Source organism: Priestia megaterium (genome assembly GCF_009497655.1).
GTDB lineage: Bacteria > Bacillota > Bacilli > Bacillales > Bacillaceae_H > Priestia > Priestia zanthoxyli.
The window spans coordinates 2,778,134-2,792,009 of sequence record NZ_CP023317.1 but is presented as its reverse complement, the minus strand read 5'-3'; the positions used below and the strand labels follow the sequence as shown (position 1 = coordinate 2,792,009).

16 protein-coding genes are annotated in these 13,876 nt (G+C 37.7%); 12 read left to right on the top strand and 4 right to left on the bottom strand.

Annotated elements, in window-relative coordinates; all coding sequences use genetic code 11:
- Positions 1-187 precede the first annotated feature (187 nt).
- On the top strand, positions 188-1,012 hold the full coding sequence (locus CEQ83_RS14085) for a thermonuclease family protein (RefSeq protein ID WP_028412910.1): 825 nt from the start codon (positions 188-190) through the stop codon (positions 1,010-1,012).
- A 66-nt stretch (positions 1,013-1,078) separates the two neighbouring features.
- Here CEQ83_RS14085 and CEQ83_RS14080 read toward each other — a convergent pair whose 3' ends face one another.
- Positions 1,079-1,222, bottom strand: a complete 144-nt coding sequence (locus tag CEQ83_RS14080) for a hypothetical protein (RefSeq protein WP_155017337.1) — start codon at positions 1,220-1,222, stop codon at positions 1,079-1,081.
- Between the two features lie 159 nt (positions 1,223-1,381).
- On the opposite strand from CEQ83_RS14080, the gene CEQ83_RS14075 reads away from it, so the two are divergent.
- The 9 genes from CEQ83_RS14075 to CEQ83_RS14035 all read left to right on the top strand — a co-directional run bounded on the left by CEQ83_RS14075 (position 1,382) and on the right by CEQ83_RS14035 (position 9,546).
- Entirely contained in the window at positions 1,382-1,936 is a 555-nt protein-coding gene (locus tag CEQ83_RS14075) for a GNAT family N-acetyltransferase (protein ID WP_047750646.1), read from the top strand.
- 197 nt (positions 1,937-2,133) lie between these two features.
- Positions 2,134-2,694 carry a hypothetical protein gene (locus CEQ83_RS14070; RefSeq protein WP_028412912.1) on the top strand — a complete coding sequence of 187 codons (561 nt, stop codon included), beginning with the start codon at positions 2,134-2,136 and terminating at the stop codon, positions 2,692-2,694.
- Between the two features lie 199 nt (positions 2,695-2,893).
- Positions 2,894-3,724, top strand: coding sequence for a YitT family protein (locus CEQ83_RS14065; RefSeq protein ID WP_028412913.1), 831 nt, complete (start codon positions 2,894-2,896; stop codon positions 3,722-3,724).
- Between the two features lie 312 nt (positions 3,725-4,036).
- The gene (locus tag CEQ83_RS14060) at positions 4,037-4,450 is read left to right on the top strand and encodes a DUF4395 domain-containing protein (protein ID WP_155017336.1); all 414 of its coding nucleotides are present in this window, start codon (positions 4,037-4,039) and stop codon (positions 4,448-4,450) included.
- Between the two features lie 242 nt (positions 4,451-4,692).
- On the top strand, positions 4,693-6,216 hold the full coding sequence (gene nikA / locus CEQ83_RS14055) for a nickel ABC transporter substrate-binding protein (RefSeq protein WP_154973665.1): 1,524 nt from the start codon (positions 4,693-4,695) through the stop codon (positions 6,214-6,216).
- 2 nt (positions 6,217-6,218) lie between these two features.
- Positions 6,219-7,160 carry a nickel ABC transporter permease gene (gene nikB / locus CEQ83_RS14050; RefSeq protein WP_028412916.1) on the top strand — a complete coding sequence of 314 codons (942 nt, stop codon included), beginning with the start codon at positions 6,219-6,221 and terminating at the stop codon, positions 7,158-7,160.
- Positions 7,157-7,963, top strand: a complete 807-nt coding sequence (gene nikC / locus CEQ83_RS14045; protein ID WP_028412917.1) for a nickel transporter permease — start codon at positions 7,157-7,159, stop codon at positions 7,961-7,963. Before nikB ends, nikC begins: the two co-directional genes overlap by 4 nt.
- Before the next feature lie 5 nt (positions 7,964-7,968).
- Positions 7,969-8,766, top strand: a complete 798-nt coding sequence (locus tag CEQ83_RS14040) for an ABC transporter ATP-binding protein (RefSeq protein ID WP_155017335.1) — start codon at positions 7,969-7,971, stop codon at positions 8,764-8,766.
- A 9-nt stretch (positions 8,767-8,775) separates the two neighbouring features.
- Entirely contained in the window at positions 8,776-9,546 is a 771-nt protein-coding gene (locus CEQ83_RS14035; RefSeq protein WP_154990436.1) for an ABC transporter ATP-binding protein, read from the top strand.
- Between the two features lie 65 nt (positions 9,547-9,611).
- Here the strand turns inward: CEQ83_RS14035 and CEQ83_RS14030 are convergent, their stop codons facing one another.
- A complete protein-coding gene (locus tag CEQ83_RS14030) occupies positions 9,612-9,908 on the bottom strand; it encodes a hypothetical protein (protein ID WP_028412920.1) in 297 nt (98 codons plus the stop codon).
- A 134-nt stretch (positions 9,909-10,042) separates the two neighbouring features.
- On the opposite strand from CEQ83_RS14030, the gene CEQ83_RS27740 reads away from it, so the two are divergent.
- The gene (locus CEQ83_RS27740) at positions 10,043-10,252 is read left to right on the top strand and encodes a shikimate kinase (protein ID WP_308012706.1); all 210 of its coding nucleotides are present in this window, start codon (positions 10,043-10,045) and stop codon (positions 10,250-10,252) included.
- Positions 10,253-10,597: 345 nt separating this feature from the next.
- Here CEQ83_RS27740 and CEQ83_RS14020 read toward each other — a convergent pair whose 3' ends face one another.
- A complete protein-coding gene (locus tag CEQ83_RS14020) occupies positions 10,598-11,917 on the bottom strand; it encodes a DUF2254 domain-containing protein (RefSeq protein ID WP_228123007.1) in 1,320 nt (439 codons plus the stop codon).
- Between the two features lie 173 nt (positions 11,918-12,090).
- On the opposite strand from CEQ83_RS14020, the gene CEQ83_RS14015 reads away from it, so the two are divergent.
- Positions 12,091-12,537 carry a DUF4385 domain-containing protein gene (locus tag CEQ83_RS14015; protein WP_034268877.1) on the top strand — a complete coding sequence of 149 codons (447 nt, stop codon included), beginning with the start codon at positions 12,091-12,093 and terminating at the stop codon, positions 12,535-12,537.
- Here CEQ83_RS14015 and CEQ83_RS14010 read toward each other — a convergent pair whose 3' ends face one another.
- Positions 12,538-13,851 (bottom strand): hemolysin family protein, encoded by a 1,314-nt coding sequence (locus tag CEQ83_RS14010; RefSeq protein ID WP_028412924.1) that lies wholly within the window; start codon positions 13,849-13,851, stop codon positions 12,538-12,540.
- Positions 13,852-13,876: the final 25 nt, after the last annotated feature.

Genomic DNA, 13,876 nt, shown 5'->3' with positions numbered 1-13,876 from the left:
GAAAAATGTGTTTGTGAAATAAAAATAAAATAAATGCTATTTAAAATAATGACTTTAAAACAAGCTGCGCGAAAAACTCGTGAAAGGTATTTTCACGAGTTTTTGTTTTTAGGTGATTTACACTATTTATAAAATCATTTTACTTTTATATAGTAGATAGGGAATGTGTTAAAGGAGGACCCGGGTTTTGAAAGAAATAAAAGCAATTATTTACATCATGATCGCGATGTTTATGCTGCTTCTTACTGGATGCAGTGATGAGCAGGCAAGTCATTCAAGCACACCTTCTACGGATACAAAACAAGAAGTTCAAGTAGAAGGTTCATCAGATCAAGAAGAAGACCATAGTCCTTCTAAAGCAAGTCGTGAAGACGTAGTAGGTGAGGCAGCTACGGTAGAAAGAGTGGTGGATGGCGATACGCTTAAAGTAAAAATGCTGAACGGAAAGACGGATCGCGTACGACTACTTCTTGTCGATACCCCAGAAACAAAGCATCCCAAACTAGGCGTACAGCCCTTTGGTCCAGAAGCATCTGCTTACACGAAAAAAAGGCTAGAAGGGCAGGAAATCACTCTTGAATTTGATGTGCAAGAACGTGATCAATATGGACGGTTACTTGCGTATATATGGATAGACAATGAGCTATACAATGAAGAGCTGCTAGCAAAAGGGCTAGCCCGCGTAGCGGTATTTCCTCCTAACACAAAGTACGTAGACGAATTTAAGAAAATACAGGAGCAGGCTCGAAAAAGCGAAAAAGGCATCTGGAGTATTGAAAACTATGCCCAAGAAAAAGGATATAATACGGATGCTGTAAAAAATCAGTCCTCTTCTAATCAAAAAGATACTCAATCTGCCACAAGCTGCGAAGGTAAAATAAAAGGAAATCAAAACTCTAAAATTTATCACGTGCCAACAGGGGCACACTACAATCAAACAATGAACAACGTCATTTGGTTCTGTACTGAAAAAGATGCACAAGAAGCAGGATACAAAAAAGCAAAAAACTAACAAAGAAATTCAGTAGCTGCTGAGTTTCTTTTTTTGTGAGTTCCGTAAGTATGTGTATAGGATTGGCTAAATACCGTCCAACAAAGAACGACCAATTCGTATAAGAAGACGCAGGGGCCATATGAGCAGCTGAGGCACTTGTAAAAGAACCTCCGCTATAAGTTCTCTCCCGCTCATCGTATTATCTTTCTGCTGACAGCGTTTTTTCATAGTCATCATCCATTCATTTGAAAATATACATTAATTATACAATGAAAGGAAGATTAGGAGTTAATTTTTTCTTTCTTTTCTTTTTCGTGTTAAAGTAGATAGGTAAGAAGTTTTGCTACAAATAACGCAAGCGAAGAGAATAAAGGGAGTTTGAAAATCGTGAAAATAAGGAAAGCAAGAAAAGAAGATGCTTCTGCTGTAACGGAATTACTTTATGACATGCTTGGGAGTATTGCACGCTCTCATACGGCGGCTACAACGAATGAAGAAGCGCTTTTAAGACTTAAAGCGTTTATTCTGTCTGAGAAGAATCGCTATAGCTATCATCATATTACAGTCGCAGAAGTCGATGAGAAGGTAGTTGGACTTATGCTTTGCTACGAAGGAAGTATGTTACAAACGCTTTATGAACCAGTTAAGCGTTTTGTGCGTGCGAAACTTAATAATCCAGCGTGGGAAATTGATATAGAAACTGAACATGGAGATTATTATATTGATTCTCTGTGTGTAGACGAAGATTACCGCGGAAAAGGGATAGGAACGGCTCTTTTAAATGTAGCCAAGCAAGAAGCCAAAAAGCGTAAGATGTTTTTATCGTTAAACGTTGAATACAATAATATAGAAGCCAAAAAATTGTATCAGCGTATAGGCTTTCAAGAGCATAAAACCATTTTTATTGATAAAAAACCATTTTTTTATATGAAGACTGCCTGATCATCTTTACGGTAGTATTTTTTGTGATAAAATGGATATATAAGTAAAATAATAAGAACCAACAGCTCAGCACTTTTGCTGAGCTTTCCTGTAAATCGCGTAAACGTATCAAAATGGAAAGAATCCTACATCCAATGGACCATAAGCAAGCGGTCATGAAAGTATGTTTGCTGATGTGCCACATGAAAGGAGCGTGCATGAACATCAGAGATCTTCCGTTTAATATGAGTTATCGATTTAATGAACAGCTTCGAGAAGTTCCGGTTAACCCACACCAAATGAAGCAGGGAATCATCTATTTAAAGAAACGAGCTCTTGAAGAAGAGGATGAGTGTGCCGCTGCTAAAACATATGGACATATTGGTGTATATGAGCGCATACTTGGAGAATTAACGAGCAGTGAAAGACACTTGCAGCTGGCCATTTATCTATATGACCGACATGCTGATACAATAGGTGAATTTTTGAATACGATCCGACTTGGACATACATATCACTGGCAAGAACAGTGGGATAAGGCGAATGAAACGTTTCAGCTACTCATTGAACAATTAAAAGCAGATGAAGACCTTCACATATATGAAGACTTTGTCTATCAGCATTATGGAAAATGTTTACTTGATCAGCGGGTTGTTTCCAGAGCACATCACTATTTTCAACGCGCGTTAGAAATTCGATTGAAAAAAGGCGATAAAGAATTAATTGAGTCGACTAATTCCTGCATCCGTCTTTGCTTAAATAAATTAAAACATTCCTAGTATACATAAAAGATAAATGACTCATAGCCTTGGTTACACATAATGCATAAACTTTCCGTTTGACAAACGTATGTGAACATATTATAGTCATACATGGCAATTTAAGAATACGTAATATAAAAACTAAACATAAGCGTCTCTTCTCTTTTGGAGAAGGGGCTTTTTTATGTGAATTTTTATGCCGAGGAGGGTTTAATTGATGAGTAAAACAGTAAAAGATGTCATCTTTTTATTAATAGGTTCGTTTGTATTTTCACTTGCAGTTAACATGTTCGTCATTCCAATAGGACTGGGTGAAGGCGGCGTTACGGGTATATCCATTATTTTATATTATACAACGCATCTTTCAACAGGCGTCACTAACTTTATTCTAAACGGTATCTTGCTTATCGTAGGGTATAAATTTTTAGAGAAAAAAACCATCGTCTATACAATGATTACGATTATCACTACATCTATTTTTCTTCACGTAACTGAAGGCTGGGGTCTTCATCTTCGCGAAGAGCTCATTGGCATGGTTTTTGCCGGTGTACTGCTAGGCGTTGGAATTGGGATGATTTTGCGAGTTGGTGGAACAACAGCAGGGTCAGCCATTATTGCTCGAATTCTAAATAAGTTTTTAAACTGGAAAGTCAGTCATGCACTTTTAATTGTTGATTTACTAGTGGTATTGGCTTCTTATTTTATTATTGGAATCGAAAAGTTACTATTTACGATCGTCATGCTTTACATTACAACAAAAGTAATTGACTTCGTTATTGAAGGATTTGATGCCAAAAAGGCCGTTACCGTTATTTCAAGCAACAAAAACGAGGTAGCGGACCAAATCAATGAACAGCTTGATCGCGGGGTAACGATTCTAAACGGTCGAGGGAACTATACAAAAGAATCAAAAGAAATTTTGTACGTTGTCATTAATAAACAAGAGCTTCTTAAACTTAAAAAGTTAATTAAAAAAATTGATGATGAAGCATTTGTGATTGTACACGATGTACGAGACGTAATTGGAAAAGGCTTTTTAAGCGCATAAAGCTGTGGTTCTTGGCAATTTTTTCTGACGTTGGTGTTTTCCGAAAAAGTATGATATAAGTGTGTCTAAAGACAATTCAATATACGAAAGGAAGAACCCATATGCGTAATAAAAGGCATGTAAAACGTCTTCTTCAACGTCGAATCCGTTCTTTACGATACGTTGTCTTGATTTTATTTACGATACTGATCTTAAAGTACGTTAGTGAAATTATGTAACTTTTTTATATAAGTCTTATCGCTCATTTGGAGTGCTTTTTCTTTTAAATTAGTAAACCAATTTGTATAATAGGTTTTAAGAAGGAGGAGTTCCATGAGCATTCCCAAACCATTAGTTCAGCTTAATCAACTCTTTATCGTTATAACGGTTTTGATCGCTTTACTTGCGGCAAAGTGGCTTTTACTTTTGCCTTTTCTCGTTGGAGTAGTCACACTTGTAACAAAGCGTAATCCTGTAATTATGGCAGGTAAAAAGCTTCTCAAGAAACCTATTTCTTCGTATCAGATGGAAGACCGGGCTCAGCAGCTTTTTAACCAATGGATTGCAACGATATGCATTGGGATTGCTTTCATTTCATTTTTACTTAGTTATACGTTTGTTGGCTATGTATTTAGTATAATGGTGATTCTTGCTGCGGGTGTAGCGCTGATGGGATATTGTATAGACTGCACGATTCGTTATCGATATATGATGTGGAAATATAAAAGAAAAAAACATGCTGTATAAACAAAGCCTCGAGAAGGCTTTGTTTTTTTATGCTCATTTGTATACGTTATCAATAAATTCAATCATCACAACGAGTGAAAGCAGGTGCTAGAGCACCTGTATCCTTTAAAAACCTTTGTTGACAAAGTAAGGTAAACAAATTAAACTTTTTATGATAATAATAATCGTTACGATTTAAAGGAGGATTATATTTAGAGGCAGTACATAAAAGAAGGATAGTTTTTAATAAAGGAAGGGTTTATATGAGAAAAAAGATAAGTCTGCTATGCTCAATGCTTGTTACGATAGGTCTGCTGGCTGCATGTTCGGATAACTCCGCGAGTACCGAACAAAAGAGTGGAAAGAAATCACTTACTTTTGTATCAAATTTTCCAAGCGACACGCTCGATCCGCAGCTAAATTATACAACTGTAAGAGCGGGAATTGCTGAGACGCTAGTCAAAGTGAATGAGCAATTACAGATTGAACCGTGGCTCGCAAAGAAATGGAAAACAGAAGATAATGGGACGACCTGGATATTTGAGATTAGAGACGGAATTACGTTTCAAAATGGCAAGGATTTGAATGCTGAAGCCGTGAAACATTCGTTAGAAAGAACGATAAAAGAAAGTGAAGCAATGAAAAGTGCACTTAAAATTAAAGAAATGAAAGCCAGTGGCCAAATCTTGACCATTACAACAACAGAGCCGCTTGCTACGCTGCCTTCTGAACTTGTTCATCCAAACACGGCAATTATTGATGTAGATACTTCAGATATAAAAAGTAAACCAGTGGGAACGGGACCATTTAAAGTAGCTTCGTTTAAACCGGATAGTGAAATGAAAGTAAAAAAATATAAAGAATACTGGGACGGGGAACCAAAATTGGATGAAGTTGTGTTAACATTTAATGATGATGAAAATGCACGCACGTCTGCTTTACAATCAGGTGAAGCTGATATTGTATATCGTCCGGCAATTGAAAGCTTAAATACTTTAAAACAAGATTCATCTATTGTAGTAGATATACAGCCGAGCCTCAGAAATCAAATGCTTTTCTATAATTCAAGGCAAGAAGCGTTTAAAGATAAAAATGTGAGAAAAGCGTTTGATGTATTATTAAATCCCACGGATGTTGTCAACACAGCGCTCGCAGGTCAAGGTTCACCAGCAGCAGGTCCATTTTTAGATAGTTTGGATTTTTCGAACGATCAAAAAACGAAAACCTACGGACCAAGTGAGGCTCAAAAACATTTAGAAAAAGCCGGTTATATACTCAAGGATGGAAAAGCAATAAAAAATGGAAAACAACTTTCTTTTAAGCTTGTTACATACCCTTATCGTCCAGAACTGCCTTTAATGTCACAAATGCTTCAGTCAGAAGCCAAAAAGATTGGTGTGAAAATAGACATTCAACAAGTGGAAAATATGGATGAGTATATGACAACAAAAGATGATTGGGGAATCGTTACATACAGCCTAGTAACCGCGCCGCGAGGAGATGCAGGATATTTCTTTAATGCTCTTTATACGGAGGGAGGGGCATTTAATGTTGGACATTTTCATGAACCAGCATTAGCTTCCATTATTGATGAGCTTAATAAAACCGTTGATCAAAAACAGCGCAATAAGTTAGCAAGACAAGCCGGAGAAATAGCAGAAAAGGAAACGCTGCATTCTTCGATTGTTCACCCGAACAATTTTGTAGCCTATAGAGACAATGTGAAAAATTGGGTTACAGCCAAAAGTGAATACTATGTGATAACAAAGGATTTAGATGTGAAGTAGATATGAAATTAATTGGTAAAAGAATAATAGAATTACTCATCTTTTTAGTTATACTATCGTTTCTCAGCTTTGTTTTAATGAAGCTAGCTCCAGGAGATCCGGTTAAGCAAATGCTTCGCGTAGATGACGTGGCAGTGTCTGAGGAACAAATAAATAGTTTGAGAACAGAGCTAGGGTTTAACGAACCTGTATATATTCAATATGGAAAATGGCTGACGCGTTTTTTTCAGTTTGATTTAGGATCTTCGTATATGACAAAAGAGCCCGTCATTGATGAATTGGTAGAGAAGTTTCCGGCTACGCTGCGCTTGACGGTTGCATCTTTGGTTGTGATGCTGTTAATAGCTGTGCCACTCGGAACGCTGTCAGCACTATATCCAAATAAGTGGATTGATTATCTCAGCAGAAGTATTTCTTTAATTGGAGCGTCTATTCCAAGCTTTTGGCTCGGTCTTTTGTTTATACAGCTGTTCTCTGTACGTCTTCAATGGCTTCCTTCAATGGGTACAGGCACAGCAGCCCATCTTGTGCTGCCTTCTTTAACACTTGGTTTTGCCATGTCCGCTGTGTATATGCGAATGATTAGAGCTAGTCTGCTAGAAGGATTGAAACAAGATTTTGTACGATCTGCTCGAGCAAGAGGAATAAGTGAAAGCCGCATTTTTATTTTCCATGCGTTTCGGTATAGCTTAACACCCATTCTTACCATTTTAGGGACAAGCTTAGGGAGTTTACTTGGAGGAACGGTTATTATTGAAGTGCTTTTTGCTTATCCTGGAATTGGAAAATTAGTTATTGATGCGATTATGAATCGTGATTATCCTGTGATTCAAGGGTATATTTTGTGGATGGGCCTGTTTGTTGTTTTAATCAATTCACTTGTGGATTTGAGCTACAAATATGTAAATCCCCAGCTCTATGTAAAGGGAGGGGATAAAACGTGAAAAAGCCGCAGCTTCTTTTTGTAGTAATAAGCATGTGTGGTATTGTGCTTATTTTATTTTGTCTGTTTGGAAGTCAGCTAATACCAATGGACCCCACACAAGTCAATATGCAAGACCGGCTTCAAAAAGCCAACAGTGATCACTGGCTAGGGACTGATCACTTAGGCAGAGATCTTTTTTCACGAATCATAGCTGGAGCTCAGACTACAATTGGAACTAGTTTTCTTGTCTTAGTGCTCTCTCTTTTGATTGGAGTCCCGGTTGGTTTAGTTGCAGGGTATATTGGAGGAAAGATAGATCGCTTTTTAATGAGAATTGTAGATGCTTTTTTAGCTTTTCCTGATTATATTGCAGCCATTGTCTTAAGCGGACTGTTAGGGCCTGGATTATTGAACTTAATTGCTGCGATGGTTATTGTAAAGTGGGTTAGTTATGCAAGGGTAGTGCGGAGTATTGTGCTTCAAGAAAAGTCAAAAGAATATGTGCTGATCGCTAAATTAAACGGAGTGGGAACACTACCTTTAATCTTTCGCCACTTTCTTCCTCACGTCGGGGGACATATTCTTGTTCTTGCTACGCTGGATATAGGGAAAATCATTTTAATGATGGCCTCATTATCCTATATTGGACTAGGGACTCAGCCGCCTACTCCGGAATGGGGAACGATGCTAAATGAAGGCAGGGCTTACTTTTACAATGCTCCGCAGCTAATGTTGATACCAGGTGTGACCATTATTTTATTTGTGCTGACGTTTACAGCTTTAGGTGAATATATTCGAGGAAAATATCAAGTTAATCGATAAAAGAGGTGATCGTCATCGTTTTAGAAGTAAAGCATCTAGCCATTCATAATAAAACAAAACAAATCATAAAAGACGTTTCTTTTACAATCGAGCAAGGACAGTGGATGGCGCTCATTGGAGAAAGCGGAAGCGGGAAAAGCATCACTGCTGCTTCGATAGGAGGACTGCTGCCTTCAGATGTAACGCTTAAAGGAGGATCTATTATCTTTAAGCAGAAAGGAGAGGCGCCTATCCTTGGAAAAGATATTTCGTATATCTTTCAAGATTATCGAAGCGCTTTTACGCCTTTTTTAACAATTGGAAAGCAGTTTGAGGAAACGGTTCGTACACATAGTGAACTGTCTAAAAAAGACAGGAAAGCCGCCATTTTTCAGGTTTTAAAAGCGGTGAATTTACCTAATGAACGCGTGTATAAAAGCTATGCTTCTCAGCTGAGCGGAGGACAGCTTCAGCGAGCAGCGATTGCTTTAGCGCTGGTGATGAAGCCTGCCTTGATTATCGCAGATGAACCAACTACGGCTTTAGATAGCGTGGCAGCAGCTGAAGTTCTTCAGCTGCTGTATAAGCTGAAAGAAGAAGCAGGCTGTGCTATTCTGTTTATTACTCATGATTTGCGTCATGTGCGGAAATATGCGGACCGCGCAGCCATTATGCTAGCAGGAGAAATCGTGGAAGAAAACAGTATCGAATCTCTGCTTCACACTCCGCGTCATTTTTACACAAAAAAACTGTTTAACGCCATTCCTTCTTTACGGAAAACGCCTGACCGATTGTTAGATACGCAGAAAAAAGTGTTGATATAGGAGTGAGATATGAAAGAAAAAAGTATATTACGCGTCACGCAGCTTGTGAAACAGTACAAAGACGTTAAAGCGCTAAATAATGTTTCCTTGCATATCGATAAAGGAGAATGTGTAGGCATTGTCGGAGAAAGTGGAAGCGGAAAAAGTACGCTTGTCAAAAGCGTGCTAAGGTTAATAGAGATTCAGCAGGGAGAAGTATGGTTTGCAGAGAAACCTCTTCACCGGTTAAAAGGGAAAAAACTGCAGCAAGCTCGTTTGGGCCTGCAAGTTGTCTTTCAAAATCCCGCGGCTTCTTTTAATCCGAAAGTGAAAATCATCGATTCTTTGCTCGAGCCTTTGCGACAGCAGCGAACCGTTCCTTCATTTTTATCTCATGTGAGCAGAAATGAAAAAGAAATCGCTTTTTATTTGTTAGAAAAAGTCGGACTCAGCTCGGAATATGCCCTGAGTTATCCTCATGAACTCAGCGGAGGACAGCTTCAGCGTGTAGCGATTGCGCGTGCCATTAGTGTAGGTCCGTCTCTGATACTGTTAGACGAACCAACAGCGAGCCTTGATGTTACGGTACAAGCAAAGATTTTAAATTTATTAAAAGATTTGCAGGAGACTTTTCAGCTGTCTTATCTTTTCATTTCGCATGATTTAGCAGCAGTAAAATTTATGAGCAGTCGCATGATGGTTATGCAGCAAGGCGAGGTTATCGATCAATTTGACCGTGCAAAGCTATTTGATAAAAACAGGCATCCCTATACAAAAAAGCTTGTGCATTTATTTGAATAGAAAATAAAGCTCTTCGTTTAATATACTAAACGAAGAGCTTTTTTATAAATGAGAATGAGACAAAGTCAGGGACGCGGCGGTGGAGTATGCATATGGATAAAGTGATAGCCTGCTTGGCAGAGCATGATAAAACTAATGGTGAGTACAACGAGAGGAATTAGCTTGTTTTTTCCTCGTTCTTCATATAGTCCGGCTGCGCTTAAAAGAAAGCCAATAGTAGCTAAAGGAGGAGAGGCGCGAAAGAATAAATCTGCAGCTGTAAACCCTTGGTTTGTATATTTATAATAAAAAAATAGACCTGTAATTAATAAAAATAGTCCAATCCAAAACAGCGTAAGTTTTCCAAAAAGGGTTTTAGGCACTGTGTTTTCACTCCTTTTGTCAGTCAAGTACCATAAAATACTAGCATAAAACGTTTTGGTTTGCATTAGAGAAAAAGAACTTGAATGATACAATATGTGTAAAAGAACAGGTTTGAAGTAGGAGGAGATGAAGTATTCAAAGCGCTTCATGTAAAAAAATACATATCGTTGGATCCGTTGGAAGTGGAAAAACGACTCTAGCCCGTTTGTTATCCCATAGATTAGAAGTTCCTCACTACGAACTTGATAATATTATGTGGGAACGAACACATGAAGGAGATAAAAGAAGAAGTGAAGCGGATAGAAAAAAGTGTTTACATCATATTGCAGCTTCACAAGGATGAATCATAGAAGGCGTACACTATACGTGGGTGAATGAAAGCTTTAATGAAGCTGACCTTATTATTTTTCTCGACACCCATTACCTAAAAAGAATATGGTTGATTATCAAAAGGTATGTTCTGCAAAAAGCTAAAATCGAAAAAGCGAATTATGCACCCACGTTTTCTATTTTTATTAAAATGTTTCAGTGGAATTCAGATTTCAAAAAGCAAAGTAAACCTGAAATTTTGCATATCCTTCGTACGTCATATAACGATAAACTTATAATAGTGAAAAAGAGAGAAGAGATAGAGCACTTTATATCGTAAGAAAACGCCGCTCAGTTGATGAGCGGCGTTTTTTGGTTTTTATTCTATCAACATAGACTCGCATTTTTTTTCACAAGCTTTTGCAAGGTTTTTGAGAAGCTGATTAAGAAACTCTTTGTCCATTTTAAGCCACTCTTCCTTTTGCAGTCCTTCTACGATATAGGAAGAAAAAACCCACACGTCGTTTTTGATGGCAGAGCGATTTGTTTCAGCGATTACAGTTAATGCCTTAATGACAGCAGACATCACGGAAACATCTTCTTTTCCATAATGGCGAATTTGATAGAACGCTTTGTACAAATAATCCGTAAAAGAAGGTTTTTCTAGCAGCACTCGAATACGTCCTTCTTCATCGCAATAATAAGGAGAGGAAGAATAGCTTTGTCCGAGTTTGATAAACACTTGCGTGAGCTGTTCAATGCAGTTAATAGCTGTTTCAGGGTCATTAATAGCTGGTGAAATAGCTCTTAATGCAATTTCACTTAGTTTTTGAATACCTAATTTTACGTCTTGGATTGATTCTTGGTCATTTGTAATAAACAAGCAATGAAGAAATTTTTCACGTTCTAACGATTGATTGTGAGTGATTACAGTTAATAACGGTGTGTCTGCTTCTACATACTCTCCGGGTGCTTTTTCGAGTTTAACAATGACATTTAATTTAGATGCTAGTGCTGTTAAATGGTTGAGTTCGATATATTGAATATATCCTTGTCTGTTACTTTTAATTTGCAGTGTGTTTTCACTATCAAAATCAACCTGTATTTCATTCTTTGATTCGGGGTGCTTTTGTTGTTCTAGCCGTCTCTCTTCAATGGTAAGCATCGTTTTTTTGGCAATGTTTGAAATTAAATTTCCGACTTTAATCCAGTTGATGACGTGGTGAATCAAAAACACAAACATCCCTAAGCAAATGAATGCTACCACGATGGCTAATGAAGGAACAATAAAAGTATTGCTGACTTGGTTGCTGCGAACTTGAATGAGCACTACAAGCACGTATACGTATCCACCGATAAAAGTGCCAAGCACGCGCTGAGTTTTGGCATCTGTATTAAAGTTCTGAATCGTTCTAGGAGAAAACTGACCTACAAACGTAGTCAGTACCACTAACACAGAAGAAAACGTAATTGTCGTCATCGTTAATAAGGAATTTGATACTGAACTTAAAATAGTATGAGCAAGCTCTTTATCCGTTAGAAACACGGAAGGAACTAACTTTAACCACTGTTTGTGAGCTGTCAAATATCGATCTAAAAATGTACTAATAGTGGCTAAAACAAAAGCAACAATTCCGTACATAGAAGGAGTAATCCAAAAATTAGCTTTTATTCGATTTTGCTGTAGCTTTATTGACATAACGAAATCTCCCATATCATGATTTAATAAGTTCGGACTTCTTTTAGTATGAAGAAAAAAGTTAACCATACTTATCCACCTATTATTACCCTCACCTGCATGTGAAAAACTTCTTTAAGAAAAGTTTTATCATTCATTTGTAAAGGGTAGAGATCAAAAAGGAGGGAAGAGCCGTGGCATTTGATTATTCACTTGACTTTGAACATATCGATTTTAGAAAACATCCTGAAAAGTATAGAGTAGGAAAAGGAGAACAAGGAGTTCTCCTTGTTGAGCCATATAAAAGTGAAATTCTTCCTCACTGGCGTTTTCGTACACCTGACATTGCTGAGGAATCCGCCGACGCCATCTATCAGCTTTTTTTAACCTACAAAGAAAAAAGCGATTTTGTTGGAATGGACATGGCCCGGAAATTTCTCCAAATGGGATACACGCGATCGAGGCGCTACGCGAACTACAAAGGCGGAAAGAAATACAACAAAGACGGCGAGCGTAACGAACGGCAAATTGATGAACAAAAAGCAGAATCGGCATCAATTTTTATGGAAAAATGGAAAGAGGTACGAGAGAATAAAGAGTACTTGCAAATGAAAAAAGAGCATCAAAAAAAGTACGGATAATCAGCTGGGATCCGTACTTTTTTCCTTTGTTATTTCGATTCGTTTAATATGGTGATGTTCAATATCAATGACTTTAAATGAAAAACCTTCGTTTTTGATGCTATCACCTTTAGCAAGATCAAACTTTTCGGTCAGCATCCAGCCGCCAATGGTATCAACGTCTTCTTGTTCAATAGTTGTTCCGAGTAAATCATTTACTTCTTCAATCAACACCTTCGCATCTAGTACGTAGTGATTTTCATTAATTTTGTGTACGTCCGGTATTTCATCATCATCAAATTCATCACGAATTTCTCCAACAATTTCTTCTAAAATGTCTTCAACCGTTACAAGCCCCGTTGTTCCTCCATACTCGTCTATTAAGATGGCCATGTGAATTCTGTCCCTTTGAATTTTAAGCAATAAGTCGTAAATGGCGATGGAATCAATGACTTGAATGATGGGTTTCATATACGTTTGCACGGGACGTGGTTTGATATCATCTTCTTTTATGTAATCCGCTAATATTTCTTTAATATTAACTAATCCCACCACTTGATCTTTGTTTCCATCTATAACTACTGGATAGCGAGTATATTGCTCTACTCTAGCCATTTTTAAGAATTCTTCTATCGTTTCATCTGCTGATACGCTAACAATTTCTGTACGAGGCACCATGATTTCTTTAGCCGTACGATTATCAAATTCAAAGATATTATTCATGAACTTAAATTCCGATTGATTAATTTCACCGCTCTGATAGCTTTCAGATAAAATAATTCTAAGTTCTTCTTCACTATGAGCTACTTCATTTTCAGAAGCTGGCTTCAGGCCGAATAATCCGACAACGCCTCTTGCTGAGTGGTTTAAAAGCCAAATAAACGGATAAAGTAACTTAGAAAAAAGAATAAGAGGACGGGAAAATAACAGCGTCACTTGTTCGGCTTTTTGAATCGCCACCGTTTTGGGCGCAAGTTCTCCAGCTACCACATTTAAAAATGTGACAATCGAAAAAGCAAGAACAAAAGATATGACATGCGAAAGTGATGTAGCAAAAGGCAGCATGTCAATAAGCGGCTCTAATAAATGACCTACAGTAGGTTCACCTATCCAGCCTAGACCCAATGCGGTAACCGTAATGCCCAGCTGTGTGGCTGAAAGATAACCATCTAAATTTGATACTACTTTTTTTGCTGCTAAAGCGTTCCGGTTTCCTTCTTCAATTAACTGATCGATTCTAGTCGACCGTACCCTAATGACGGCAAATTCCGTTGCAACAAAAAAGGCTGTTAATATGATTAATACGATGAATAAGATGACATTTACTGTTTCCAAATTTATCTCCTTACCCCGTTGAAAC